Here is a 24,973-nt window from a genome sequence, read left to right on the forward strand (position 1 = left end):
GGGGATCAGATCCTGACTCTCGGATCGAGCGCCGCGTGCAGCAGGTCGGCGGCGGTGTTGGCGAGGACGACCAGGGCTCCGGCGAGCAGGGTGATCCCGCAGACCACCGGCAGGTCGATCGTCCCGGCCGCCTCGACGGCCAGCTTGCCGAGGCCGGGCAGGCCGAACATGGTCTCGGTGAACACGGCCCCGCTCAGCAGCGCGCCGATGTCCAGCGCGGCGACCGTCGCCAGCGTGGGCAGCGCGACCCGGATCGCGTGCCGGGTGACGATGCGCCGCTCGGGGAAACCGTAGGCGCGCAGCGTGCGGATATGGTCCAGGCTCAGCGCCTCCAGCACGCCCGCACGGGTCAGCCGGGTGTAGCCGGCGGCGGAGACCAGCGCGATGGCGAGCCAGGGCAGCAGCAGGTTCTGCGCCCACTGGGCCGGGTCCTCGGTGAGCGGCACGTAGGACGGAAAGGGCAGCACCTTCAGCCAGACGCAGGCGACCATGAGCAGCAGCAGCGCCAGCACGAAGACCGGCGTCGAACCGAGGGCGAGTACCACCGCGTTGGTGATCCGGTCACGGAGTGTGCCGGGGCGCAGCACGGAGAAGAGACCCGCGCCGATGCCGAGGAGCAGCCAGAGCGCGGCTGCGCCGAGCGTCAGCGAGACGTCGACCGGCAGGCGGTCGAGCAGCATCTGCGTCACCGGTTCGTTGCTCTGGTACGAGTAGCCCAGGCAGGGGGCGGAGCACCAGACGGTGGTCGGGCCGGTGCTGAACCGATGGCCGAGGACGAGGGTGCTGAGAAAGGACCAGAACTGCTCCGGCACCGAGCGGTCGGTGCCGAGCGCGTGCCGGACGGCGTCGAGTTGCGGCGCGGTGCAGCCCTTGCCGCAGGCGAGCACGGCCGGGTCGCCGGGCAGCAGATAGAAGAGCAGGTAGGTGACGGCGGCCAGGACCAGCAGCACGGCGGCGGCGCCGGCCAGGCGGCGCAGCAGGAAGCGGATCACCGGCGTGCTCCCTTGGGGTCGAGCGCGACGCGCAGCGCCTCGCCGAGCCCGGTGAAGGCGAGCACGCAGACGAGCAGCGTCAGCGCGGGGATCAGCACGTACGCGGGGTCGACCTGGAACCAGGTCGTCGCGCCGGAGAGCATCTGGCCCCAGGAGGGCGTGGGCGGCTTGACGCCCAGTCCGAGGAAGGAGAGCCCAGCCTCGGCAACCATGTTGCCCGGCAGTGCGAGCGCGGTGTAGGTGGCGACCGGGGCCACCAGACCGGGCAGGATCTCCCTGCGGGCGATCCGCCAGGTGCTCGCGCCGGTCAGCTGCGCGGCGGCGACGTACTCGCGTTCGCGCAGCACCAGCGCCTCGGCCCGGACGATCCGCGCGGTCGGGGCCCAGCCCAGGCCAGCGAGGATCAGGCCGAGCAGCAGCGGGCGCGGGAAGGACTGCGGGACCACCGCGAGCAGGGCGATGGAGAAGAACAGGCCGGGCAGGGCGAGCGCCAGGTCGGTCACGCGGCTCAGCACCGCGTCGGCCCAGCGGCCGCCGAGTCCGGCGGCGAGCCCGACCAGCAGGCCGATGAGCAGCTGCCCGGCGGTGGCCCCGGCGGCGACGCCCAGGGAGACCCGGGCGCCGTAGACGAGGCGCGCGAACAGGTCGCGCCCGGTGGTCGGTTCGACACCGAGCCAGTGGTCGGCGCTGATCCCGCCGAAGCGGCCGAGCGGACTGCCGCCGGTGGCCGAGTCGAGCAGGTCGTCGTGGAAGGTGTTGGGATCCTGACCCTCCACCGCACTGAGCAGGGGGGCGGCCAGCGCGACGAGGACCAGCAGGCCGACGGTCAGCAGGGCGACGCGGCCGGCCGGGCGGGCCCGGAGCCGGGCCCACCCGGTGGTGGCGGCGCCGCCCGCCGGGCGACGGCCCGGCGAGGCGGCGGCACCGAGTTCGGTGCTGGTGAGCGTCACTTGACGGACACCGAGGCGATGTCGTACCAGCCGCGCCACTGGTCGAGGTAGGTGTTCTTGACATGCGAGCCGTGCAGCACGCTGCTGGCCTCGGCGTAGAGCGGCACGTTCAGTGCGAGCTTGCCGATCCGGGCGTCGAGAGCGGCCCACTGCCTCTGGGCGGTCGCGTAGTCGGTGATCTGGTTGATCCGGTCGATCTCCGCGTTGATCTGCGGGTCGTTGTACTGGGCGAGGTTGAAGTTGCCGCCGCCGGAGACGATCTCGCGCCCGTCGAAGATCGGCGTCAGGAACGGGCCGCCGCTGGGCCAGTCCGCGCCCCAGCTGTTGAGGGAGAGGGCGGGCTCGGTGGTCGGGTTGTTGACGGTGCTGCTGAAGGCCGAGGAGTCGAGCGGGGTCAGCTCGAGGGTGATCCCGGCCTTGGCGAAGGCCTGCTGGAGGGCGGTGGCTGCGGCCGGGTCGGAGTTGTCGTAGGCGAGCGGTACGGTGATGCCGTTGGGATGTCCGGCCTGGGCGAGCAGTCGCTTGGCCTGGTCCGGGTTCCCGGTCGGGCCCGCGGGGAACCAGTCGTAGTCCTGGTGCGCGGCGGCCAGGCTGGCCGGGGTGAACGTGGTGCTGGGAACGGCGAGTTGGCTGCCGCCCTCGGCGTTGACGACGGCGGTGCGGTCCACCGCGTAGGCGAGGGCCTCGCGCACCTGCTGGTTGTCGAAGGGCGCCTTCTTGACGTTGAAGGCCAGGTAGTGGGTGTCCGGGAACTGCCCGCTGACGACGCGCTTCTTCAGGGCCGGGCTGGCCGAGACCTTGGCCAGGGTCGGTGCGTCGAGCGCGGTGTCGGTGGTGATGGCGTCCGCGTCGTCACCGATGGAGGCGCTGAGCCGCTGGTTGATGACGGCGGCGGAGAGACCGAGACTGATGTCGATCCTGTCGGGGCAGGCCAGTCGCTGCTGGTCGGTGCTGCGTGACCAGTCGGGGTTGCGGACGAGGTCGAGCTCCTTGCCCTTGGTGAAGCTCGCGATCGTGTAGGGGCCGGAGGAGACGGGTGCGGCGTTGTACTCCTTGCCGGTGTCCTTGGCCTTGGGCACGGGGGCGAACTGCGTCTCGGCGGCCAGGTAGGGGAAGTCGCCCTCGCTCTTGCGCAGATGGAAGACGACGGTGGCCGCGTCCGGGGTGGCGATGGAGGCCAGGTCCGGGTTGCTGCCGTAGGGGCCCTGGTAGTCGGCGCCGCCGATCAGCCAGTCGCGCAGGTAGGGCGGGCCGCCGGCCAGCTGCGAGGAGAAGGAACGCTCGATGCCGTACTTGATGTCGGCGGAGGTGATCGCGCTGCCGTCGGCGTACCTGAGGCCCGGCTTGAGGTGGTAGGTCCAGACGGTCGCGTTCTGGCTGGGCCTGCCGGTGTCGGTGGCCAGGTCGGGGACGACCTTCGTCCCCTCGGCGCCCGCGACGCTCTGACGCGTGGTCAGGGTGCGGAAGAGCAGACGCGGGATGGCCCCGCCGCCGGAGGTGTAGAGGACGGCCGGGTCGTAACCGCTCGTCGCCTTGGACGCGTTGAGCACGTGCAGCGTGCCGCCCTGGCAGGTGGCCGCGGAGAAGGCGTCGGCTGAGCCCGACGCGGAGCTGCCGGTGGTGCCGCTGCCGCAGGCGGCGAGGGAACCGGTGAGCACGGCGACGGCAGCAGTGAATAGATGTATTCGGGCAGGGCGAAGCATGATGCGTCCTCAGTGGGCGAAGAGCCCGGACAGGGGGAGGCCGCGCGGCGGGGCGCGCGCGCGGCGGCGCGCGGCGGTGGGCCACGGCCTGAAGGGGTGAGAGGGTGACGTGGTGAAGAAAGCTCCCGACGGGAGCAGGCGCGGGGTGAGGTCACCCGCGGCGGCAGGTCAGCGGCGACAGAGGATGTCGGCAACGCTGTGGGCACTCGTCGCCAGCAGCACGACCCGGTGGGTCGGCAGCCGAAGAGCGGAGGAGTGCGTGTGCATGGCTCAGGATCGTAGGCTGACTGAATAGAGTCAGTCAACTTCGGCGCAGCCGCCCCCAGATCGCCTCGGCCGTGGCGACGGGGTCGAAGGCGCCGGGGCGGCCGCGGGTCAGCGGATAGCAGGCGAGGCCGAGCAGGGCGGCGCTGAAGTGGCCGATGCTGGTGAAGTCGCGGCTCTGGATCACGCCGAGGCCGTAGAACAACAGCACGCCGGCGAGGTAGAGATACCGCCACGGACGCACGATCAGGTAGGTCAGCACGGCCTCGATGCCGGCGAGGGCGTAGCTGACGCCGTAGTCCAGGGTGTACTTCGCGCTCTCCGGGGCGTGTCCGTGGCGGATGGCCCAGTAGAGGACGCCCTCGCTGATGTACGTCGCCCCGACGTGCGCGATCGCCACCACCGCCAGCCAGCGTGCGGTGCCGAGCCAGCGTTCGGCGGGGACGTGGAAGATGTTGTAGAGGGCGAAGTAGAAATACCAGCCCCCGCCGGCGATCCAGAGTGCGCTGGTGAACAGCACCCGGACCGGCTCGACGGCGAGGTAGTGCAGATTGGTGGAGCGCTTCTCCAGGATGTGGTCCGCTACGCCGGGGTCGACGTGTCGGATGATCAGCGTGGTGACGAAAAGGATCGCCAGCCAGACGAAGGTGCCGGGGGCTCGCCTGACGTAGCGCCAGGCGGCTTGCGCCAGCCGACCGGGCTGTGACTCCGTCCGGGCGAACTCCATGATCCGTTCTAACCCGGGGCCGGATGCCCCGCAACCGCTGGGCTGAGGCTCTGTCGCGTCCGGCGTTACGACGAACGGGTGGACGGGTGAACGGCGGGGCGGTTCGCCCAGCTGTTCACCCGTCGGGCCGGGAGCCGCGGGTCAGGCCAGGATCTTGTCCTTCGCCTTCTGGTACTCCTCCTCGGTCAGCGCGCCGCTGGACTTGAGCTCGGCGAGCCTTGCCAGCTCGTCCACGTGGCCGGACGCGCCGGAGCCGCCGGAGGGGCCGGCCGCCTCGCGGACGTATTGCTTGAACGCCGCGTCGGCCTTCTGGGCCTGTTCGGCGTCGCGCTGGCCCATCGACTTGCCGCGCACGATCACGTAGGCCAGCACGCCGATGAAGGGCACCAGGATGACCAGGATGATCCAGCCGGCCTTGCCCCAGCCGCTCATGTCGTGGCTGCGGAAGATGTCCGAGAGGATCTTGAAGAGCAAGAAGAACCAGAGGATCCAGACGAAGAACTCCAGCATCGTCCAGAAGAGGTTGAGCAGCGGGTAGTTCTGCATCGATCGCTCCTGCTGTCGGCCATGCTCGCTATAGGACATAGCGGTTATAAGAGACATACCAGGGCATGATCGGTCCCGCACTCCGGGAGAGGATGGTCGGCCGAGGGCGGCTCAGGCCAGAAAGTCGAGCACCAGGGGGCTCGCCGTCGCGCGGAATTCCTCGAAGTAGGCGTGCCGCGCGCCCTCGACGAGTTCGAGGCGGGCGTCCGGGATCCGCTCCGCGAGCAGCGGCGCGTTGGCGGTCGGGTTGAAGCGGTCGTCGGTGCCGTGCAGGACGAGGGTGGGCGCCGTGATGTCAGGGAGCACGGCCCAGGCGTCGTGGCGCGCGCTCGCCATGCGGTGTCGGCGGCGGGCGTAGGCCGGCATGGTCCGGTCGCCGAGGGTGGCGAACGGGCCTGCGTGCGTCGCGGTCCAGGCGGGGGTGTACATCAGGTCCACCAGCGCGGCCCGCGCCGCTCGCTCGTCGCGGTCGGTCAGCGCGGCGTTGACCTCGGCGCCGCGCTCGACGCCGTGCCGGTCGCCGGGGGAGGTGCAGCCGAGCACGAGCCGGCCGACCCGTTCGGGGTGCCGGGCGGCGACCCACTGCGCCACCCGCCCGCCCATCGAGGTGCCGTAGACGTCGGCGCGTGCGATGCCGAGCCGGTCGAGCACGGCGACGACGTCCTCGGCGAAGCCTTCGGTGCTGTACGGCTCGTCCGGCCTGTCGCTGTCACCGGTGCCCCGGTAGTCGAGCGTGACGGTGCGGAAGGCGGCGTCGAAGTCGGCACGGACCGGGTCCCACCAGTGGTGGCTGTTCGCCTGGCCGGAGAGGAGGACCAGGGACCTGCCCTCTCCCCGGACCTGGTAGGCGATGCGGGTGCCGTCGGCGGCGGTGGCATGCGACTGCTGCGTCTGGTTCGTCTCGTGCGTCTCGATTGTGGACGGCTCGTGCTCGTGCATGGACACAGTGTGGCGTCCCACCTGGCACAACGTGTACGGAGCGTAGGATGAGGCAGCAGCGACGTTCAGGCGGAGGCGGACCCCGGTGGTCGGCCGCCCTTGTCTGCCCCGGAGGCCCCGATGCCTGCCAGTATCCCCACACACCCCGATCCGGACGTCACCCCGCCGACCGATCCCTCGCCGGTGCCGGGACCGCCGCGTCCGGGCCCGGTGCCCGACCGTCCGGAGCCGCTTCCCGAGCCCGGCGGCCCTGACAGCCCGGACAGCCCTGACAGCCCTGACAGTCCGGAGCAGCAGCCGCAGGGCGACACGCGCGCCCGGGGCGTGCTGGGTGCGCCCTCCTGGGTCAGCCTCATCGTGCGGGATCTCGACGCGGCCGAGCGCTTCTACGGCGGACTGCTGGGCTGGACCTTCGCCCAGGGGCCGGAGCGGCTCGGGCCGTTCGCGTACGTGATGTCCGGAGGCCACCGGGTCGCGGGCATCAGCGCGATCACCGACTCCTCCGCCGCCACCGGCTGGACCACCTTCTTCGGCGTGCGTGACGCCCACGAGAGCGCGCGGCGCATCGCGGACCGGGGCGGAACGGTCGGGGTGGGCCCGGTGTCCATCGACGCCGGACGCGTCGTGATCGCCCGCGACCCCGACGGGGCCAGCTTCGGGCTCTGGCAGGGCCACGAGGAGCTGCCCCAGACGGCGACACCGCTGACCGGCGTACCGGCCTGGATCGAGCTGCGCACGCCCGACGCCTTCAAGGCGGCGCTCTTCTACGGTGAGGTGCTGGACTGGGACCCGGAGCTGTCGAGCCGCTGCGAGGTGGTCTGGGAGCACGAGCGGGTGGTACTGCGGGTGGACGGCCAGAGCATCGCCGCGCTCGGCGGGCACGAGCCCGGGGCGGGCGCGGACGCGCTCCCCTTCTGGCGGGTCTGCTTCGCCGTGACGGACATCGAGCGGGCGGCTGTCGACGCGGTGGCGCTCGGCGGGCGGGTGCTGGCGCCGCCGCGGCCGACTCCCTACGGCCTGTTCGTGGAGCTGCAGGACCCGGAGGGCGCCCGCTTCTCGCTGATCCAGCCGCCGCAGGGGGAGTAGCGCCGCTCGGTCAGTCGGAGAAGTCCTGGGTGAGCCAGACGCTGCCGGAGCTGTCGCGCAGCACGGCGATGCCGATGTGGTGGAAGCCGGAGCTGAGGATGTTGCGACGGTGACCGTCGTTCGGTGGCTGCTCGGCGAGCATCGAACGGGTGAGGCCGACCGCCATGGCGGCGATACCGGACGTGGAGTCCGAGACGGGTCCGCCGGTGCCGATGTTCTCCCCGGCCGCCATCCAGTGGACGCCCGCCGCCGTCTCGCGGTCGCCGAGCGAGGCCTCGCCCGGACAGCCGTGCGACAGACCGCAGCCCGCCGCCATCCGCTGGTTGTGCGCGCCGGAGCTGCTGCCCAGGCCGGACGAGAGCTGGAGCGGCGCGAGGCCCTGGGCGGCGCGGGCCTGGTTGATGACGGTCAGGACCTGAGCGGCGGCCGCCGCGTCCGGGCTGAGCACGGGCGGGGCGGCGGAGTGGGTGGCGGCGGGCGTGGTACGGGCGGCGGAGGGCTTGGCCGAGGGGGTCGGCGAGGCGTGTGGGCTGCCGGAGGCGGTGACGCCGGGAGAGGCGGAGCCGGAGGCCGTGGCGGAGACCGGCTGTGTGCCCGCGCTCGCGCCCGCCGCCGCGACGTTCGGCTGCCCCTGGGGCGCAGCCCCGGTGTTGTTGAGGTGGATGACCAGCGCGCCGATGCCCACGGCGGCGGTGACCGTGGCCGTGACCAGGGCGGCGGGCAGCAGCGCCCGCCCACTGAGCAGCCCACCCCGGCCTGGAACCCGGCCCGCACGGCCGCGCCGATGCGACACGGGACCGGCACCATGACCGGGACCGGCACCATGCCCGGGGCCGGCTCCCGCGCCGGGACGCGGGGACGGGACCGGGTGCGGCAGCGGCGCCGTCGCGGCGACGGTGGCGCTCGGCAGGCCGTGGGCCCCGCCGGCCAGCAGGTAGGCCGCGTAGCCTAGCGGGAGCGGTACCAGCGCGAGGTTCACCAGCAGCCGCTCCGCCGGGACCAGGTCCGTGCCCAGTGCCCCGCAGTGCACGCATTCGCGCAGGTGGCGGGCCAGGCGTTTGCGCCACAGGGGGCTCGGCCTGCCGTCCCAGATCCGGATCGTGCGGGCCAGTTCCGGGCAGCGCGGCGTCGCGGCGAGCGCCCGCACCACCACCCGCGCGGCGTCGAGCTGTGCCCGCATCCGGCCCACCCTGACCGTCACGTGATGCGCGTCCAGGCCCATCGCGGCCACCAGTTCGGCCCGGGCCAGGTGTCCGGCCGTGACCAGCCACCAGAGCGAGAGCAGTTCCTGGTCGTCCTCGTCGAGCCAGCGCGTCGCCTCGACGGTCTCCCGCCGCTGCCCGGAGAGGCCCAGCTGGGTCAGGGTCAGGTCGGCGAAGTCCGCGCCCGGGTCGGCGACGGCGGCGAGTTCGTCCAGGGCTCGTGGCGCGACGGGGCGGGTCTGGCGGTGCTGACGTATCTGGTTCATCGTCACGGCTACCAGCCAGGACCGGAATGCCTGCTCGTCGCGCAGTCCGGGCAGGCCCCGCAGCACGCGCAGCATCGTCTCCTGCACGACGTCGTCCACGTCGGCGCGGCCGGAGAGCGCCCGGCCCACGATGTTGTAGACCAGCGGCAGGCAACGGCCGACCAGCTCGTCCAGCGCCTCCTGCTGCCCGGCCTTCGCTGCTGCGACCAGCTCCGCGTCCGCTGCCGTGCCGGTCATCCCCGCGCCTGTCATCCCCGCGCCTGTCATCCCCGCGCCCCTCCGTCACCTCTGGCTCACTCGTACGTGAGAGGAGACCCTACGGAGGGGGTGGGGGTCACAGAAAGTCGCGCGGTTCTTCCAGTTCCCTGGGATCGGGGCATAAAAGCCGGTCACCAGCCGCCGAGGACCGCTTCCGGGTCGTCGGTGGTGTGCATGGCGGCCTCCTCGGCCGTGGCGGCGCCGCCGGAGATGCCGGCGTCCTCGGCGATCATGTGACTGCGCGAGCCCGAGCACTCCACCAGGCGTCCGGTTCTGGCCTCGCCGGCTTCCGGATCCATCAGCTCCGCGTCGGTGCCGTAGGTGTCGCCGATGCCGTCGCCCTCGGGCTCGCAGACCTCCGGCAGCTCGGCCGCCAGACGCCGGTCCAGCGTCTCGCGGTCGTGCTGTTCAGCGGCGGTGATCCCGAAGTGCTCGACGGCGAGGGGCCGCTCCGGCGGGGCGTAGCCCTCGTCCAGGACCGAGTCCAGGCCCCGGTCGACCAGGGTGTCCTCGGCCTCCAGGGGCCCGACGTCGTCCTGTTGGTCGGAGCCGCTGGGCTGGTAGACCTCGTCCCCCATCAAGCCGTCGTCCGACACGGTCCTTCTCCCTTCCGAAGCTGCTTCGATGGTCCCACCAGCGGCCCGAATCCGCAGGCCCGGCCGCGAGCTCCGGCGTTCCGCCCGCTCCCGCCGCACGGCCCAGGGCGCCAGGCTCGCCGGGCGCGGCTGAGTACCTGTCCGCTGGGTACCTGTCCGCGGTGCGGGAGGCTCACCGGCATCCGGCCGGATCTGTCATGCTGCGTCGACCAGGCCCGAGCGGGCCTGCCCGGACGCCGGGGGACAGGCGACGGGCGACAGCGAACGGAGACGGGAATGGGGCCGGAGCAGCCGGGTCGGTCGGATCAGTCCGAGGCGTCGGCGGCGGTCGGGGGCGGGGAGCCCGCCGCGCCGATGTCCATGCTGGACGCCGTGGGCCGGCTCAGCCCGGAACAGGCGGGCCTGCTCGGCGTACTGATCGGACTGCGGCGGCTAGGAGACGATCCCCCCGAGCCCGCCCAGCCCTGAGGCGACTCGGTGCGGACAGGAGCGGTGCGGACAGGAGCGGTGCGGGCGGGCACGCTGCGGGCGGCTGCGGGGCGTGCGGCGGCGGGGCGGGCATGGTGACGGACGAGCGGGCCCTCCCGCGCCGGGAGCGGCCGGGCGGCGGGCGTCCGGTGCTCGTGGTCGGCCATCGCGGGGCGCCGCGGCTGGCGCGCGAGAACACGCTGCCCGCACTCGACGCGGCCCTGGGTCTGGGCGCCGACTGGATCGAGGTGGACGTCAGGCTCGCCCGCTGCGGCACGCCGGTGCTGCTCCACGACGCGACGCTGCGCCGCCTCTGGAACGATCCCCGCGCCGTCGCCTCGCTGAGCGCGGCGGAGCTGCAGCGGCTGCCCGGTGACGAGCGGATCCCCACGCTGCGCGAGGGCGTCGAGCTCGCGCAGGGATACGGCGCGACGGTGATGGTCGACGTTCCGGCCCCGGCCGAGGGCCTCGCCGCGCTCGACCTGGTGCGGGAGCTCGGCGCCCTGAACGCGGCCGTCTTCGCCGGTGACCGCGCCGCGCTCGCGCTGATCCGCGACGCCGAGCCGACCGCGCGGATCGCGTTGACCTCGGAGTCCCCGTTCCTGCCGAGCGCGCGGCTGCTGGACCGGATCCGCCCCGCGTACCTGAACGTCGAACACCACCGGCTCACCCGCACCCTGGTCGACCGCGCCCACCGGCGCGGCCTCGGCGTCAGCGTCTGGACCGTGGACCGCGCCGCGCGGATGTCCCGGGTGGCGGCGATGGGCGTGGACGTGATCATCACGAACGATCCGGCGACGCTGCTCGGCGCGCTCGCCGCGCTCGCCGCGCCGCGACCGGTCTGATCGAAGGGCCGAAGGGCCCTTCGGTCCGGCGCGCCGACGCGACGGCACAGGAGAAGACTGGAGCTGTCAGATCGAGGATCGAGGCACCAGAACACTGGGAGGTGCCATGTTCGTACGCATGATCTACGCGACCGGCGACCCGGCCAAGATCGACACCACCATCGAGGCACTCAGCACCGAGGGCCGCCCGTTGGTCGCCGCACAGCCGGGATACGTCGGCTTCGCGCTCTTCGCCGACCGGGGGCTCGGCAAGCTGGCCATGGGCACGCTGTGGAAGACCGAGCAGGACCGACTGAACAGTGACGCCGCGCTCGCGGAGCAGCGGGCCGCCATGCTCCAGCCCTTCGCGTCGACCGTCTCCGTGAGCAACGCGGACGTGGTCGTCTTCGACCGGCGCGAGCAGCCCGGCCCCGGCGCCTGGATGCGGCTGAGCCGGATGGAGCTCGACCCCGCCGACGCCGACCTGCTGGGCGAGACGTTCACCGCGTCGGTGCTGCCCAAGCTGGAGCTGCTGCCCGGCATGTGCGGGGCGACGCTCTTCATCGACCGGGTCCACGGCCGCGGCACGGTCGGGGTGATCTTCCGGGACCGGGCGTCCCTTGAGGCGTCGCGCTCCGCGCAGGCGGCGGCCCGCAGTGAAGGCGCGGCCAAGGCCCATGTCACCGTCACCGGTCTGGAGGAATTCGAAGTGATCTTCGCCGACGCGCCACTCACAACGGGCTGAGGCGAGCGGGGCAGCGGCGGCATCTGTCGTCCCCGGCCGCCACCGGGAGGCGACGCCGCGCTGCCCCTCCGTAATACCTGTCGCTTGACAGAAATTAGGCCGGGGACGTTTCCCCGAGATGACGCCACCGCGTCGGCGCGGTTAGCAACCGCCGCGGGCGCGGTCGTTCACGAGCCTTAACGCGCCGTTGCCACGCCGGAAACACAAGGCCGCTTCTCTGGCTGCCAACCGCGGCGAACCACGCGCCGACCGACCGCGCCGAACCACCGCACGGACCCGCCGCCAACGGGTGCCACAGCCTGTCGCTCGCACCAACGCTCCGCCCCCAGCTCACCCTTCTCCAGCGACAGGGACCCTTCATGTCCGAGCCCGGTGTCGTCCATACCCTCCCCTCCTCGCCCGACGAGGCGTCCCCGCCCGAGGGCGGTGACGCGGCCGTTCTGGCCGGCTTCGGCTATCGCCAGCAACTGCACCGCAGCCTCGGCCGATACGCCTCCTTCGCGGCCGGGTTCTCCTTCATCTCGGTGCTGACCACCGTCTTCCAGTTCTTCGCCTTCGGCTTCGGCTTCGGCGGGGCTGCCTTCATCTGGACCTGGCCGCTGGTGCTGGTCGGTCAGCTCGCCGTCGCGGCCTGCTTCGCCGAGCTCGCCGCCCGGTATCCGATCTCCGGTGCGGTGTACCAGTGGTCGACCCGGCTGAGCACGCCGACCTTCGGCTGGTTCGCGGGCTGGCTGATGGTCATCGGCCAGATCGTCGTCGTGTCCGCGGCCGCGCTGGCGCTCCAGGTGGTGCTGCCGTCGGTCTGGTCGGGCTTCCAGCTCATCGGCGGAGACCCGACGCCGACGACCTCGACCGGCGCGGAGAACGCGGTGCTGCTCGGGCTGGTACTGCTGGCGCTGACGACGGTGGTGAACGTGGTGGACATCCGGGTGATGTCCCGGATCAACAGCATCGGGGTGACCTGCGAGCTGGTCGGCATCGTGGTGATGGCGCTGCTGTTGCTCACGCACACCCGACGCGGGCCGGGCGCCGTGCTGCACACCGGGCACAGCGGCGGCGGCTACCTCGGACTCTTCCTGATCGCCTCGTTCAGCGCCGCGTACGTGCTGGTCGGCTTCGACAGCGCGGGCGAGATGTCCGAGGAGACCCGGGCGCCGAGCCGGACCGCGCCGCGCACCATTCTCGGTGCGGTGGCGGCAGCGGGCGTCGGGGGAGGGCTGGTGATCCTCGGCGGCCTGCTGGCCGCGCCCAGCCTGACGGACGGTCATCTCGCCACCGACGGACTCTCCTACGTGCTGACCAGCCGGCTCGGCGGCAGTCTCGGCCGGGTCCTGCTCGCCGACGTCGCGGTGGCGGTCTGCGTGGCGACGCTGGCGATCCAGACGGCGGGTGCGCGCATGGTCTTCTCGATGGCCCGCGACGGTCAACTGCCCGGGTCGCGCCGACTGGCGGCGGTCTCGTCGCGGACCGGCACGCCGAGCGCGCCGGCGCTGGTGGTCGGGGTACTGGCGGCGGCCGTGATGGCGCTCAGCTTCTTCTCGCCGTCGGTGTACCTTGCGCTGGGGACGACCTGCATCGTGCTGGTGTACCTGGCCTACGCGATGGTGACCGGACCGATGCTGCTGACCCGCCTGCGGCGGCGGCCGATCGGCGGCCACGAGGGCCTGGACGAGGCGGGCAGGTCGCTGTTCTCGCTCGGGCGTTGGGGCCTGCCGATCAACGTCCTCGCGGTGGTCTACGGGGTGGCGATGGCGGTGAACCTGGCCTGGCCGCGCGCGGCCGTCTACGACCCGCAGGGCGGGCACTGGTACCTCCAGTGGTTCACCGTGCTGTTCCTGCTCGCGGCGGTGCTGCTCGGCGTCCTGGCCCACCGCACCCGGAGGCGCGCCGCGGTGCGGTGACGCGGTGGCGGCCCTGCTCAGAGCTCCTGCGGCCGCCGGAGCTCGCGCAGCAGGGCCGCGCCCCGGGCCGAGGCGTCGGCGAGCCGCCGCTCCGTCGTGCCGGCGAGGCGCAGCGCGCTGTCCGCGGCCGCTTCGGGCAGGGTGAGCGGCGTGTGTTCGGCGGCCTGACGGCGGATCAGGATGACCCCCTCGATCAGTCCGAAGAGGAGGTCGGCGCGGAGCTCCCGCTCCGCCTCCGGCAGGGCCTGCCCGGCCTTCGTCGCGGCGAACAACGCCGCGTAGGCGGCGCGCAGTTCGTCGCGCAGGCGGCGGAAGTCGGCGAAGCGCGAGGCGCCGGTCTCCGGCAGCAGGTAGAGCGCGCCGAGGTTGTGCGGACCCCCGCAGAGCAGTTCGACGTCCGCCCGGCACAGCGCCCACAGCCGCGTCTCCGCGGTCTCGTCCGGTGCCAGCAGCAGCAGCTGCCGGGCGAGGTCGAGCGAGGGCCGTACGGTGCCCTCCAGCAGCGCCGCGAGGATGTCCTCCTTGCCGCCGAAGTAGTGGTACATCGACGCCTGCCGCAGTCCGGCGCCCTCGGCGATCGCGCGGGTGGTCGTGGACGCGTAGCCCTGGCGGGTGAAGAGCTCGGCGGCCGCGGCGAGCACGCCCTCCCGGGCGCTGAGGCCGTCCTCGGCCCGGCCCTGCGCGCGTGGGCGTCCGACGCGGCCGCGGCTGGGGGGAGTGCCGGATCCGGGGCTGGTGGACATTTCTTGATCCTCCCACAGCGGGTGTCCGGCCGGTCGGGCGGCGGTGCGGCTTTACCTGCGGGAAATGCGCGGGCAACGGGCGCGAAGCCGCGCCCGCCTAATTTCTGTCAAGCGACAGAAATTACGCACCCGTCCCCAGCACTTCACCGAGACACGGAGGTTGCCGTGAGCCCAGCGACCGACACCACCTACGCCGCCCGCGCGCACGCCCGCGCGCTGGAGGCCCCGGTCGAACGGCCCGCACCACCGGCCGGCGTGTCCGCCGACGACCTGGTGTGGGCGGAGACCGTCCCCGGCGGGAACTACACCCACAAGGTGCTGGCGCGCGGCAGCCTGCTCCGGCTCGCCGACCCCCTCGGCGCCGCCTGCGCCCACCTGCTGCTCCACGTCGCCGACCGGCCCTGGGAGCGGCTGAACGTCGCCGACACGGTGAAGGTCCAGTGGAACGCCTACCTGGGTCCCGGCGCCCTGCTCCTCTCCGACCAGGGCCGTGTGCTGGCGAGCATCACCGAGGACAGTTCGGGCCGCCACGACGCGCTCTGCGGCACCAGCACCCTCGCCCGCAACCGGGCCCGCTACGGCGACGGCAGCCCGCAGAGCGCCAGCCCGGCCGGCCGTGAACTGCTGCTGCTGGCAGCCGCGAAGAACGGGCTCGGCCCTCGCGACCTGCCGCCCTCGGTCTCCTTCTTCCAGGGCGTCCGGGTCGCGGAAGGCGGCGGGCTCGACTGGGTCGGCACGGCCGGTCCCGGCACCTCGCTCACGCTGCGTGCGGAGCAGCCGTTGACCGTGCTGCTCGCCAACATCCCTCACCCGCTGGACCCGAACCCCGCCTACCACTGCGGCCCGCTCGAGGTCACCGCCTGGCGCGGCGCACCCACCGGGCCGGGCGACCCGATCAGGGAGGCCACTCCCGAGAGCCGCAGGGCCTTCGCCAACACCGACGAGTTCTGTGCCGCCAGGGGAGTCTGACATGACGACGGAAACCATCGTCCCCGCCCGCGCCGCCTGGTCCGCGGTGATCCCCGCGGGCGGCACGCTGACCATCACCGACCTGCACGGCAACCAGGCCGTGGACTTCCTCGTCTACGACGCCGCGGACACCGCCGTCCGCTACAGCGCGGCGGACACCCTCCAGGCCCAGGGCGGCATCTTCCTCACCACCGGCGGCGTGCTGATGTCCAACGAGCACACCCCGCTGATGACCGTGACCGCGGACGAGGTCGGCCGCCACGACACGGTGGGCGGCGCGTGCAGCAAGGAGTCCAACACCCTGCGCTACGGCCACCACACCTGGCCGCAGCATGCCTGCGTGGAGAACTTCCTCGCCGAGGGCGCGCGTTGGGGGCTGGGCAAGCGTGATCTGGTGAGCAACGTCAACTGGTACATGAACGTGCCGGTCGAGTCGGACGGCACGCTCGGCATCGTCGACGGGCTCTCCGCCCCCGGGCTCTCGCTGTCCCTGCGGGCCGAGCGCGAGGTGCTGGTGCTGGTCTCCAACTGCCCGCAGGTCAACAACCCCTGCAATGGCTTCGACCCCACCCCCGTCCTCATGACGATCACCGGACCGGAGACGTGATGGCCGCCGCCTTCGACACCTTGCTCATCGCCAACCGAGGAGAGATCGCCGTCCGGATCCTGCGGACCGCCCGCCGACTCGGGCTGCGCACGGTGGCCGCCCACTCCGACCCCGACCGCGGTGCCCCGCACGTCCGGCTCGCCGACCACGCCGTCCGGCTGGGCCCGGCCGCCGCGAAGGACAGCTATCTGCGGGGCGATCTGGTGCTGCAGGCCGCCCTGGACAGCGGCGCGGGCGCGATCCACCCCGGCTACGGCTTCCTCTCCGAGGACGCCGACTTCGCCAGGCGCGTCGAGGCCGCCGGACTCGTCTTCGTCGGCCCGACGCCAGGGCAGCTCGAAGTCTTCGGCGCCAAGCACACCGCTCGCGCGGCGGCCGAAGCCGCCGGTGTTCCGCTGCTGCCGGGCACCGGCCTGCTTCCCGACCTCCCCGCAGCCCTGGACGCGGCCGCCATGCTGGGCTACCCGGTGATGCTCAAGGCGACCGGCGGAGGCGGTGGCATCGGCATGCGGGCCTGCCACGGGCCGGAACAGCTCGCCGAGGCCTGGGACAGCGTCCAGCGGGTCGCGGCAGCGAGCTTCGCCGGCTCGGGCCTTTTCCTGGAACGGCTGGTGGAGCACGCCCGCCACGTCGAGGTCCAGGTGTTCGGCGACGGCGCCGGACGTGTCGTCGCACTGGGGGACCGCGACTGCTCGCTGCAACGCCGCAACCAGAAGGTGCTGGAGGAGGCCCCCGCCCCCGGGCTGCCGGAGGCGGTCCGCGCGGGGATCGCCGCGTCCGCCGTGGACCTGTGTGCCGCGCAGCACTACCGCTCCGCGGGGACCGTCGAGTACGTCTACGACGCCGCCCGCGAGGAGGCGTACTTCCTGGAGGTCAACACCCGCCTCCAGGTCGAGCATCCGGTCACCGAGGCGGTGTACCGGGTGGATCTGGTGGAGTGGATGCTGAGGCTCGCCCAGGGCGAGCGCGAGGTGGTGCGCCCGGTGGGCGCCCCGCGCGGTCACGCCGTCGAGGTGCGCGTCTACGCCGAGGACCCCAGCCGTGACCACCGTCCGAGCGCCGGGCTGCTGACCCGGGTACGCCTGCCGGAAGGCGTGCGCGTGGACACCTGGGTGGAGGCCGGCACCGAGGTGGGCACCAGCTACGATCCGATGCTCGCCAAGATCATCGCCCACGGCGAGGACCGCACCCTGGCGCTGGACCGGCTGGACGCCGCCCTCGCGGACACCCGCGTCGACGGCATCGAGACCAACCTGGGCCTGCTGCGCGCCGCCGTGGCCGCCGCACCCGTCCGCGAGGCCCGGCACACCACCGCGACCCTCGCCCACGTCGCCGACCCCACGCCCCGGATCGAGGTGGTGCGCCCCGGCACCCTCACCACCGTCCAGGACTGGCCGGGCCGGACCGGCTACTGGCACGTCGGGGTGCCGCCCTGCGGTCCCATGGATGATCTCTCCTTCCGTCTCGGCAACCGGGCGCTCGGCAACCCGGAGGGCGCTCCCGGCCTGGAATGCACGCTGGAGGGCCCGGTGCTGCGCTTCACCCACGCCACCACCGTCTGCGTCACCGGCGCGCCGACCGCGGTCACGCTGGACGGAACGCCGGTGACGCAGTGGGAGCCCGTCACCGTGCCGGCAGGCGGCGAACTGGCCGTCGCCGCACCGCACTCCACCGGGCTGCGCAGCTATCTGCTCGTCGCCGGCGGACTGGACCTGCCCGAGTTTCTGGGCAGTGCCGCCACCTTCACCCTCGGCCGCTTCGGCGGCCACGGTGGCCGGGCCCTGCGAGCCGGGGATGTCCTGCACGGCGGCTCGGGCGTCGTCGGGGCTGTCTCGGTGCCCGTCACCGAACGCCCAGACTTCACCCACGCCTGGGAGCTCGCGGCCGCCGAAGGACCGCACGCCGCCCCTGAGTTCTTCACCGAGCAGGACATCGAGGCCTTCTACGCCGCCGACTGGAAGGTGCACTTCAACAGCGCCCGCACCGGAGTCCGTCTGGTCGGGCCGAAGCCCGGCTGGGCCCGCCGCGACGGTGGCGAGGCGGGACTGCATCCCTCCAACATCCACGACACGCCCTACTCCGTGGGGGCCGTCGACTACACCGGAGACATGCCGGTCCTGCTCGGCCCGGACGGGCCCTCGCTCGGCGGCTTCGTCTGCCCCGCCACGGTCGTCACCGCCGAGCGGTGGAAGCTGGGCCAGCTGCGCCCCGGGGACTCCGTCTCGTTCCGTCCGGTCACCCTCGACGGGGCCACCCGCGCAGCCGTCGTGGACGGCGGAGTTCTCGCCCGCACACCGGCGCAGCCGGACCGGGACCGGCCCGAGGTCACCTATCGGCGCAACGGCGACGACAACCTCCTCGTCGAGTACGGCCCGATGCAGCTCGACCTCGCGCTGCGGATGCGCGTCCACGCCCTCGCCGCTGACCTCGCCGAGCTCGCCGCGCCCGGCGTCGTGGATCTCACCCCGGGGATCCGATCGCTGCAGATCCACACCGATCCGGCGGTGCTGCCGCTGGACCGGCTCCTGCCGCTGGTCCGGCAGGCCGAGGAGCGGTTGCCGCCGACCGGTGAGCTGCGCGTCCCCTCCCGGGTGGTCCACCTGCCGCTGTCCTGGGACGACCCGGCGACCCGCGAGGCGATCGCCCGCTACATGGCCGGGGTGCGCGAGGACGCGCCCTGGTGCCCCTGGAACATCGAGTTCATCCGCCGGATCAACGGCCTGGCCGACGTCGACGACGTCCACCGCACCGTCTTCGACGCCGAGTACCTGGTGCTCGGCCTCGGCGACGTCTACCTGGGCGCGCCGGTCGCCACCCCGCTTGACCCCCGACACCGCCTCGTCACCACCAAGTACAACCCGGCGCGCACCTGGACGGCCGAGAACTCCGTCGGCATCGGCGGCGCCTACCTGTGCGTCTACGGCATGGAGGGCCCGGGCGGCTACCAGTTCGTGGGCAGGACCGTCCAGGTCTGGTCGGGCTGGCAGCAGCGCGGCCCGTTCGAGCAGGGGACGCCGTGGCTGCTGCGCTTCTTCGACCGGATCCGCTGGTACCCGGTCGAGGCGGACGAGCTGCTGGAGCTGCGCGCGGACATGGCGGCAGGGCGGCTCGAACTGAAGGTGGAGGACGGTGAGTTCGCCCTCGCCGACCACCTGCGCTTCCTGGCGGAGAACGCCGCCGACATCGCCGCGTTCCAGGAGCGGCAGGCCGGGGCCTTCGCAGCCGAGCGACACGCCTGGGAGCTGGCCGGTGAGTTCGACCGGGCCGAACAGGTGCTCGCCGCGGCGCCCGCCGCCGAGGAGGTCGCCGTGCCGGAGGGCGGGGCGCTGGTGGAGGCCGGATTCCCGTGCTGCGTCTGGAAGGTCGACGTCGCGCCGGGTCAGCGCGTCGTCAAGGGTGAGCGGCTGCTGGCGCTGGAGGCGATGAAGATGGAGTCGGTGCTGACGGCACCTCAGGACGGTATCGTCACCCGGTTGCTGGTCAGGGCCGGAGACCAGGTGGAGGCCGGGGCGCCGCTGCTGGTGATCAGCGAGGAACAGGAGGCAGCCGCATGAGCGGTCGTCGGGATCGGCAGGGAGTCGCCCTCGCGCGCGTCCGCGCCGCGTACGCGCGCAACGCCGAGGCGGACCGGCCGGAGATCTGGATCGACCTGCGCCCGCAGGCCGAGGTCGAGGCCGAGGCCCGCGAGCTGGACGCGAGAGCGACGGCAGGAGAGCGACTGCCGCTGGCGGGAACGGTCCTGGCCGTGAAGGGCAACATCGACGTCGCCGGGCTGCCCACCACTGCCGGTTGCCCCGGCTACGCCTACCGCCCGGAGCAGGACGCCGTCGCGGTGGCCCGGCTGCGCAGCGCCGGGGCCTTGGTGCTGGGCACCACCAACCTCGACCAGTTCGCCACCGGTCTGGTCGGCACCCGCAGCCCCTACGGCGCGGTGCGCAACGCCCTCGCCCCCGAACGGATCTCGGGTGGGTCGAGTTCGGGCAGCGCTGTCGCGGTCGCCCTGGGTATCGTCGACCTGGCGCTCGGCACGGACACGGCGGGCTCGGGCCGGGTGCCCGCCGCGCTCAACGGCGTCGTCGGCCTGAAGCCGACGCCCGGCGCGGTCCCCACCACGGGGGTTGTCCCGGCCTGCCGCAGCCTCGACTGCGTCAGCGTCTTCGCCCGCACGCTCGGCGAGGCGGAGCAGGCCCACGCGCTGCTGCGCGACGCCCCACCCGAGCCGCCGGCGCGCCGCCCCGGGTCCTGGCGGGTGGCGGTGCCCCGCCTCGACCAGCTCGGCGAACTCGATCCCGGCTGGGCGGCGGCCTGGACGCGCACGGTCGACCGCCTCGCCGCCGCGGGCGCCGAGCTCCAGCCGATCGACCTGTCGCCCTTCGACCGCGCGGCCGCGCTGCTCTACGAGGGGGCCTTCGTCGCCGAGCGCTACACCGCCGTGGGTGAGTTCATCGACGCCCACGCGGGCAAGGACGATCTCGATCCGACTGTCGCCGCGATCGTCGGCGCGGCCCGCGACATCCCCGCCCACCGCCTCTTCGCCGACCGTGAGGAGCTCGCCCGCCTCCGCGCCGCCGCGATGACCGGTCTCGGCGAGGTCGACGCGTTGCTGCTCCCCACCACCCCCGGACACCCCACCCTGGCCGAGGTCGCCATCGACCCGATCGGGGCCAATGCCCGGCTGGGACGCTTCACCAACTCGACCAACCTCTTCGGCCTCTGCGCGCTGGCCGTGCCCGCCGGGACGGTCGACGGCCTCCCTTTCGGCGTCATGCTGATCGGTCGCCCGGAGACCGAGCTCCGGCTGGGCGCGGTCGCGAGGCTGCTCGACCCGCGCCCGGTCGCGCTGCGGCTGGCGGTCGTGGGCGCCCACCTCAGCGGCCAGCCGCTGAACGGACAGCTGCTGGCCCTGGGCGGCAGACTCGTGGCCTGCACGACCACCACGCCCGAGTACCGGCTGCACCGGCTGGCGACCAGCCCGCCCAAACCGGGACTTGCGCGGGTGGCCGAGGGCGGTGCGGCGATCGAGGCCGAGGTCTGGGAGCTGCCTCCGGAGGGGCTCGGCCGACTGGTGGCCGAGCTGCCGAGACCGATGGCCATCGGCAGCGTCCGCTTGGCGGACGGCAGCAACGCGGCCGGCTTCCTCTGCGAGCCGACGGCGCTGCGGGACACGGCCGACATCACCGCCTACGGCGGCTGGCGCGCCTACCTCGCGGCGCAGGCTCACTCGTGAGCGGCGGCCCGGCAAGCCGTCAGGCAGGCCCGTTGATTGATCGGGTTCGCGAGGGTCGTGCTGGCCGCCGTAGTCCGGGTCGCACGGGCAGGCCGGGTCGCACAGCCGCTCGACCCGGCCTGAGTCCACGCGCCGCCGACTACCCGGCGACAGGCGGCAGCGCGTTCGCGCGGATGGCGTCCGCGTACCAGCGTGCGCTGTCCTTGAGGACGCGGCGCTGCGTCGGGTAGTCGACGTAGATCGCGCCGAAGCGCTTCGCGTAGCCGTAGGCCCATTCGAAGTTGTCCAGCAGGGACCAGAGGAAGTACCCCCGCACGTCCACGCCTTCGGCCATCGCCCGGTGCACGGCCGCCAGATGGGCGTGGATGTAGGCGGTCCGCTCCGGGTCGTGGACGTGGCCGTCGGGGGTGAGCTCGTCCGGATACGACGCGCCGTTCTCCGTGACGAGCAGGGGCAGGTGGGGGTGCGCCCGGCCGACGTCCGTGAGCAGGTCGTAGAGGCCGGTCGGGTCGACCGACCAGTTCATCGCGGTGGTCTCGCCCGGCGGCTGATGGAAGACGACGTGCTCCGAACCGGGCCAGGGGGAATGGTCGCTGACGCCGTGCGCGTCGTTGCGGGCGGACTCGCGCGGGGGCAGCTCGGCTCCCTCCGCCGGGGCGGAGACCAGGGTCGGCGTGTAGTAGTTGATGCCGAGCAGATCGATCCGCGCGCCGATGGCCGGCTCGTCGCCGGGGCGGACCAGCGCGTCCCAGTCGACCAGGCGCGCGGTGTCGGCGCGCAGGTCGGCGGGGTAACCGCCGCTCAGCAGCGGGCCGGTGAAGACGCGGTTGCCGACCGCGTCGATCCGGCGGGCCGCGTCGCGGTCGGCCTCGCTGTCGGTCAGCGCGCGGACCTGGTGCAGGTTCAGGCTGATCGCGATGCGCGCCTCGGCGGGGAGCTGGGCGCGCAGGGCGGCCAGGGCACGGCCGTGGCCGAGGTTCAGGTGGTGTGCGGCGCGGAGCGCGTCACCCGGGTCGGTGCGCCCCGGGGCATGGACGCCCGATCCGTATCCCAGGAAGGCCGAGCACCACGGCTCGTTGAGCGTGGTCCACGTCCCGACCCGGTCGCCGAGCGCCTGCGCGACCAGGGAGGCGTACTCGCCGAAGCGCTCCGCCGTGTCCCGGTGCGGCCAGCCGCCCGCGTCCTCGAGATCCTGCGGCAGGTCCCAGTGGTAGAGGGTGGCCACCGGCTCGATGCCGCCCTCGCGCAGCTCGTCGGCCAGGCGCCGGTAGAAGTCCAGACCGCGCTGGACGGCCGGGCCGCGGCCGGTCGGCTGCACCCGGGACCAGGAGACCGAGAAGCGGTAGGCCTTCAGCCCGAGTTCGCGCATCAGCGCGACGTCCTCGCGGTAGCGGTGGTAGTGCTCGACAGCCACGTCACCGGTGTCGCCACCAGCGACCTTGCCGGGCGTATGGCTGAAGGTGTCCCAGATCGAGGGGGTCCGGCCGTCCTCGGCGGCGAAGCCCTCGACCTGGTAGGCGGCGGTCGCGGCGCCCCACAGGAAGCCGGTGGGGAAGGCGAGCCGCCGGTCGGCCTCGGGCTCGGGCACGGGCATGGTGGGCTGGGACGTGGCGGAGGGTGCGGGCATCACGAGGAAGCTCTCCTGAGGGGGAGGGGGAGGGAAGCAGGGCACGGCGGCGGGCGTCAGCTGCGACAGGGCTCAGCCCTTGATGGCGCCTTGGGTGATGCCGCCGACGATGTGCTTGCCGAACAGGACGAAGACGAGCAGCAGGGGCAGGGTGCCGATCAGCGCGCCGGCCATGATGACGGACCAGTCGGTGGACCAGCCGGTGCCAAGTCCGGCCAGGGCGACCTGGACGGTGGGGTTGGTGGAGCCGTTCATGGCGATGATCGGCCACAGGAAGTCGTTCCAGGACTGCACGAAGGTGAGCATGCCGAGCACCGCCATGGCCGGCCGGGCGATCGGGACGACCACGTGCCAGACCGTGCGCAGCGAACTCGCGCCGTCCATCCTGGCCGCTTCCAGCAACTCCGTGGGCAGTGCCTGGACCAGGTACTGACGCATGAAGAAGACGCCGAAGGCGGTGACCAGGGTCGGCAGGATCAGCGCGCCGAGATGGTTTCCGAGGCCGAGGTTGTGCATCAGGATGAACAGCGGGACGACGCTGAGCTGCGCGGGCACCGCGAGGGTGGCGACGACCAGGGCCATCAGCACGCCGCGGCCGCGGAACTGGAGCTTGGCGAAGGCGAAGCCCGCCAGCACCGAGAAGGCGACCGTGCCCAGGGTGACGGAACCGGCCACGAGCGTGGAGTTGAGCAGTGCGACGCCCATGCCCCGGCCGCCGGCGTTGTGCCAGACGTAGTCGAGGTTCTTGAACAGGTTTCCGCCCGGCACCAGCGGTGGCGGCGTGGACACCACGCGGTGCGAATCGGTCGAGGCCGCGACCAGGGTCCAGTACAGCGGGAAGAGCGAGGCCAGCGCGACGAGTCCGAGGACGAGGTAGGCGACAGGACCGGCGTGGTGCTGGCGTCCCGCGCCCGGGCCGCGCAGGGGGAGCCGGCGTCGCGCGGCGGGCGGCGCCGACGTGGGGGAGAGGGGCAGCTGGGTGGTGGTCATGGGTTCTCTCCCCGTCACTGTGAGCGGCGCAGGCGGCGGGCGACAAGGGCGTTGGCCGCTCCGAGGAGGACCAGCAGCGCGAACATGATCCAGGCGATCGCGGAGGCGCGGCCGAGCATGCTGTTGCGGAACCCCTGGTCGTACATGAGCACGCCGAGCGTTTCGTACTGGTTGGCGGCGCCGCCCTGGTGCCCGCTCTGACCGCCGAAGAGGTAGGGCTCGCCGAAGAGTTGGGTGGCGCCGATGGTGGAGACGACGACCGTGAACAGGATGGTCGGCCGCAGAGCGGGGATGGTGACGTGCAGGAACTGCTTCCAGCGTGACGCGCCGTCAAGTGCCGCCGCCTCGTACAGATCACCGGGCACGGCCTGCATGGCGGCCAGGTAGATCAGGGCGTTGTAGCCGGTCCAGCGCCAGGTGACGATGACGGCGATGGCGATCTGCGAGGTCCAGCGTCCGGCCTCCCAGTGCACCGGCGCCGCGCCGAAGAGGCTGAGGAGCCAGTTGGCCATCCCCCCCTCGGGGCTGAAGATCAGCGCGAAGACGAGGGTGGCCGCCGCCACCGAGGTGGCGTAGGGGGCGAGCAGGGCGGTGCGGAAGAAGGCGCTGCCGCGCATCTTGTAGTTGAGCAGATGGGCCAGGCCCAGGGCCGTCAACAGCTGCGGCACGGTGGAGAGCACGCCCAGCGTGACGGTGTTGCCGAGGGCGTTCCAGAAGAAGTGGCTGGGCGCGCCGCTGAACAGGTCGGTGAAGTTGCCGAGGCCCACCCAGGTCGACTGGTCGACGTTGTAGAGGCTCACCTGGTGCAGCGAGAGCCAGCCGGTGTAGAGCAGCGGAAACAGCCCGAAGGCGGCGAAGACGAGGAAGAACGGCGCGATGTACGCGTAGGGGGAGCCCTTGGTGTCCCAGCGGTAGAGGCGGCTGCGCCAGACCTGCCGGCGTTCTGAGGTGGCCACGTGCGGGCTCCTTCCAGGGGGTGCAGCCGGTTGCCCGCCCGTGTGTGCGGGCGGGCAACCGGAGTTGTCGCGGTGGCGGACTGCTGACGGCTACTGGATGCTGCTGTCGATCTGCTGGACGGTGGTGTTCCAGGCGTCGGTCGCGCTCTTGTGGTTCTGCTCGACCAGCAGGATGCCGTTGCTGAAGTCGTTCTGCAGGTCACCGGCGTGCGGGCCGATCTCGGCGGGCTGGATCGCCTTGGCCGCCGTGGAGAAGATCTGGCCGGTCGGAGCGTTCGGGCCGATGAAGGGGTTCTTGAAGTCGGTCACCCCGGGCAGGCTGTACGCGCCCGTGTTGGAGGGGATGTTGCCCACCGACTGGAAGACCTTGGCCTGTTGGGCCGGTGC

Annotated in this window: 21 protein-coding genes and 1 pseudogene; 9 read left to right on the forward strand and 13 right to left on the reverse strand. The window is 72.8% G+C overall.

Features of this window, described 5'->3' with window-relative positions; genetic code table 11:
* Positions 1-5 precede the first annotated feature (5 nt).
* From ABIA32_RS28515 to ABIA32_RS28540, 6 genes are all read right to left on the reverse strand, one after another.
* On the reverse strand, positions 6-992 hold the full coding sequence (locus ABIA32_RS28515; RefSeq protein ID WP_370101498.1) for an ABC transporter permease: 987 nt from the start codon (positions 990-992) through the stop codon (positions 6-8).
* Positions 989-1,942, reverse strand: coding sequence for an ABC transporter permease (locus ABIA32_RS28520; RefSeq protein WP_370101501.1), 954 nt, complete (start codon positions 1,940-1,942; stop codon positions 989-991). The genes ABIA32_RS28515 and ABIA32_RS28520 overlap by 4 nt, the downstream gene beginning before the upstream one ends.
* Positions 1,939-3,645 carry an ABC transporter substrate-binding protein gene (locus tag ABIA32_RS28525; RefSeq protein ID WP_370101504.1) on the reverse strand — a complete coding sequence of 569 codons (1,707 nt, stop codon included), beginning with the start codon at positions 3,643-3,645 and terminating at the stop codon, positions 1,939-1,941. Before ABIA32_RS28525 ends, ABIA32_RS28520 begins: the two co-directional genes overlap by 4 nt.
* 301 nt (positions 3,646-3,946) lie before the next feature.
* Positions 3,947-4,636, reverse strand: a complete 690-nt coding sequence (locus ABIA32_RS28530; RefSeq protein WP_370101507.1) for a rhomboid-like protein — start codon at positions 4,634-4,636, stop codon at positions 3,947-3,949.
* Positions 4,637-4,777: 141 nt separating this feature from the next.
* The gene (locus tag ABIA32_RS28535; RefSeq protein ID WP_370101510.1) at positions 4,778-5,182 is read right to left on the reverse strand and encodes an SHOCT domain-containing protein; all 405 of its coding nucleotides are present in this window, start codon (positions 5,180-5,182) and stop codon (positions 4,778-4,780) included.
* Positions 5,183-5,293: 111 nt separating this feature from the next.
* A complete protein-coding gene (locus tag ABIA32_RS28540) occupies positions 5,294-6,121 on the reverse strand; it encodes an alpha/beta fold hydrolase (RefSeq protein ID WP_370101513.1) in 828 nt (275 codons plus the stop codon).
* A gap of 120 nt (positions 6,122-6,241) precedes the next feature.
* Between ABIA32_RS28540 and ABIA32_RS28545 the strand changes: the two genes are divergently transcribed.
* On the forward strand, positions 6,242-7,207 hold the full coding sequence (locus tag ABIA32_RS28545; RefSeq protein WP_370101516.1) for a VOC family protein: 966 nt from the start codon (positions 6,242-6,244) through the stop codon (positions 7,205-7,207).
* Between the two features lie 10 nt (positions 7,208-7,217).
* On the opposite strand, the gene ABIA32_RS28550 is transcribed toward ABIA32_RS28545, so the two are convergent.
* Positions 7,218-8,912, reverse strand: coding sequence for a sigma-70 family RNA polymerase sigma factor (locus ABIA32_RS28550; RefSeq protein ID WP_370101519.1), 1,695 nt, complete (start codon positions 8,910-8,912; stop codon positions 7,218-7,220).
* A 152-nt stretch (positions 8,913-9,064) separates the two neighbouring features.
* Complete coding sequence (locus ABIA32_RS28555) at positions 9,065-9,511, reverse strand: DUF5709 domain-containing protein (RefSeq protein ID WP_370101563.1); 447 nt, start codon at positions 9,509-9,511, stop codon at positions 9,065-9,067.
* A 294-nt stretch (positions 9,512-9,805) separates the two neighbouring features.
* Between ABIA32_RS28555 and ABIA32_RS28560 the strand changes: the two genes are divergently transcribed.
* The 4 genes from ABIA32_RS28560 to ABIA32_RS28575 all read left to right on the forward strand — a co-directional run bounded on the left by ABIA32_RS28560 (position 9,806) and on the right by ABIA32_RS28575 (position 13,467).
* Entirely contained in the window at positions 9,806-9,997 is a 192-nt protein-coding gene (locus ABIA32_RS28560; RefSeq protein WP_370101522.1) for a hypothetical protein, read from the forward strand.
* A gap of 92 nt (positions 9,998-10,089) precedes the next feature.
* Positions 10,090-10,842 carry a glycerophosphodiester phosphodiesterase gene (locus ABIA32_RS28565; protein WP_370101525.1) on the forward strand — a complete coding sequence of 251 codons (753 nt, stop codon included), beginning with the start codon at positions 10,090-10,092 and terminating at the stop codon, positions 10,840-10,842.
* Between the two features lie 106 nt (positions 10,843-10,948).
* Complete coding sequence (locus tag ABIA32_RS28570; protein ID WP_370101527.1) at positions 10,949-11,566, forward strand: hypothetical protein; 618 nt, start codon at positions 10,949-10,951, stop codon at positions 11,564-11,566.
* Between the two features lie 359 nt (positions 11,567-11,925).
* Complete coding sequence (locus tag ABIA32_RS28575) at positions 11,926-13,467, forward strand: amino acid permease (RefSeq protein ID WP_370101529.1); 1,542 nt, start codon at positions 11,926-11,928, stop codon at positions 13,465-13,467.
* 17 nt (positions 13,468-13,484) lie between these two features.
* Here ABIA32_RS28575 and ABIA32_RS28580 read toward each other — a convergent pair whose 3' ends face one another.
* On the reverse strand, positions 13,485-14,210 hold the full coding sequence (locus ABIA32_RS28580) for a TetR/AcrR family transcriptional regulator (RefSeq protein WP_370101532.1): 726 nt from the start codon (positions 14,208-14,210) through the stop codon (positions 13,485-13,487).
* 165 nt (positions 14,211-14,375) lie between these two features.
* On the opposite strand from ABIA32_RS28580, the gene ABIA32_RS28585 reads away from it, so the two are divergent.
* The 4 genes from ABIA32_RS28585 to atzF are packed head-to-tail and all read left to right on the forward strand — an operon-like array spanning position 14,376 to position 21,013.
* Entirely contained in the window at positions 14,376-15,179 is an 804-nt protein-coding gene (locus tag ABIA32_RS28585) for an urea amidolyase associated protein UAAP1 (RefSeq protein ID WP_370101535.1), read from the forward strand.
* A gap of 1 nt (position 15,180) precedes the next feature.
* Positions 15,181-15,786 carry an urea amidolyase associated protein UAAP2 gene (locus ABIA32_RS28590; RefSeq protein WP_370101538.1) on the forward strand — a complete coding sequence of 202 codons (606 nt, stop codon included), beginning with the start codon at positions 15,181-15,183 and terminating at the stop codon, positions 15,784-15,786.
* Complete coding sequence (gene uca, locus ABIA32_RS28595) at positions 15,786-19,340, forward strand: urea carboxylase (RefSeq protein WP_370101540.1); 3,555 nt, start codon at positions 15,786-15,788, stop codon at positions 19,338-19,340. The genes ABIA32_RS28590 and uca overlap by 1 nt, the downstream gene beginning before the upstream one ends.
* Positions 19,337-21,013, forward strand: a complete 1,677-nt coding sequence (gene atzF / locus ABIA32_RS28600; RefSeq protein ID WP_370101543.1) for an allophanate hydrolase — start codon at positions 19,337-19,339, stop codon at positions 21,011-21,013. Before uca ends, atzF begins: the two co-directional genes overlap by 4 nt.
* A 139-nt stretch (positions 21,014-21,152) precedes the next feature.
* On the opposite strand, the gene ABIA32_RS28605 is transcribed toward atzF, so the two are convergent.
* From ABIA32_RS28605 to ABIA32_RS28620, 4 genes and pseudogenes are all read right to left on the reverse strand, one after another.
* The gene (locus ABIA32_RS28605) at positions 21,153-22,607 is read right to left on the reverse strand and encodes a glycoside hydrolase family 1 protein (protein ID WP_370101566.1); all 1,455 of its coding nucleotides are present in this window, start codon (positions 22,605-22,607) and stop codon (positions 21,153-21,155) included.
* A gap of 105 nt (positions 22,608-22,712) precedes the next feature.
* Positions 22,713-23,630 (reverse strand): carbohydrate ABC transporter permease, encoded by a 918-nt coding sequence (locus tag ABIA32_RS28610; RefSeq protein WP_370101546.1) that lies wholly within the window; start codon positions 23,628-23,630, stop codon positions 22,713-22,715.
* Positions 23,631-23,644: 14 nt separating this feature from the next.
* Entirely contained in the window at positions 23,645-24,586 is a 942-nt protein-coding gene (locus ABIA32_RS28615) for a carbohydrate ABC transporter permease (RefSeq protein WP_370101549.1), read from the reverse strand.
* Between the two features lie 90 nt (positions 24,587-24,676).
* A pseudogene (locus ABIA32_RS28620) lies at positions 24,677-24,973 on the reverse strand (sugar ABC transporter substrate-binding protein); the annotation flags it as partial.

This window comes from Streptacidiphilus sp. MAP12-20 (assembly GCF_041262525.1).
Taxonomy (GTDB): domain Bacteria; phylum Actinomycetota; class Actinomycetes; order Streptomycetales; family Streptomycetaceae; genus Streptacidiphilus.

What these genes read in the sequence shown, in the direction of transcription:
- ABIA32_RS28525 (WP_370101504.1), bottom strand. Translation starts at nt 3,645, where the DNA reads ATGCTTCGCCCTGCCCGAATACATCTATTCACTGCTGCCGTCGCCGTG.
- ABIA32_RS28530 (WP_370101507.1), bottom strand. Translation starts at nt 4,636, where the DNA reads ATGGAGTTCGCCCGGACGGAGTCACAGCCCGGTCGGCTGGCGCAAGCC.
- ABIA32_RS28535 (WP_370101510.1), bottom strand. Translation starts at nt 5,182, where the DNA reads ATGCAGAACTACCCGCTGCTCAACCTCTTCTGGACGATGCTGGAGTTC.
- ABIA32_RS28540 (WP_370101513.1), bottom strand. Translation starts at nt 6,121, where the DNA reads ATGCACGAGCACGAGCCGTCCACAATCGAGACGCACGAGACGAACCAG.
- ABIA32_RS28545 (WP_370101516.1), top strand. Translation starts at nt 6,242, where the DNA reads ATGCCTGCCAGTATCCCCACACACCCCGATCCGGACGTCACCCCGCCG.
- ABIA32_RS28550 (WP_370101519.1), bottom strand. Translation starts at nt 8,912, where the DNA reads ATGACCGGCACGGCAGCGGACGCGGAGCTGGTCGCAGCAGCGAAGGCC.
- ABIA32_RS28555 (WP_370101563.1), bottom strand. Translation starts at nt 9,511, where the DNA reads ATGGGGGACGAGGTCTACCAGCCCAGCGGCTCCGACCAACAGGACGAC.
- ABIA32_RS28560 (WP_370101522.1), top strand. Translation starts at nt 9,806, where the DNA reads ATGGGGCCGGAGCAGCCGGGTCGGTCGGATCAGTCCGAGGCGTCGGCG.
- ABIA32_RS28565 (WP_370101525.1), top strand. Translation starts at nt 10,090, where the DNA reads ATGGTGACGGACGAGCGGGCCCTCCCGCGCCGGGAGCGGCCGGGCGGC.
- ABIA32_RS28570 (WP_370101527.1), top strand. Translation starts at nt 10,949, where the DNA reads ATGTTCGTACGCATGATCTACGCGACCGGCGACCCGGCCAAGATCGAC.
- ABIA32_RS28575 (WP_370101529.1), top strand. Translation starts at nt 11,926, where the DNA reads ATGTCCGAGCCCGGTGTCGTCCATACCCTCCCCTCCTCGCCCGACGAG.
- ABIA32_RS28580 (WP_370101532.1), bottom strand. Translation starts at nt 14,210, where the DNA reads ATGTCCACCAGCCCCGGATCCGGCACTCCCCCCAGCCGCGGCCGCGTC.
- ABIA32_RS28590 (WP_370101538.1), top strand. Translation starts at nt 15,181, where the DNA reads ATGACGACGGAAACCATCGTCCCCGCCCGCGCCGCCTGGTCCGCGGTG.
- uca (WP_370101540.1), top strand. Translation starts at nt 15,786, where the DNA reads ATGGCCGCCGCCTTCGACACCTTGCTCATCGCCAACCGAGGAGAGATC.
- atzF (WP_370101543.1), top strand. Translation starts at nt 19,337, where the DNA reads ATGAGCGGTCGTCGGGATCGGCAGGGAGTCGCCCTCGCGCGCGTCCGC.
- ABIA32_RS28605 (WP_370101566.1), bottom strand. Translation starts at nt 22,607, where the DNA reads ATGCCCGTGCCCGAGCCCGAGGCCGACCGGCGGCTCGCCTTCCCCACC.
- ABIA32_RS28610 (WP_370101546.1), bottom strand. Translation starts at nt 23,630, where the DNA reads ATGACCACCACCCAGCTGCCCCTCTCCCCCACGTCGGCGCCGCCCGCC.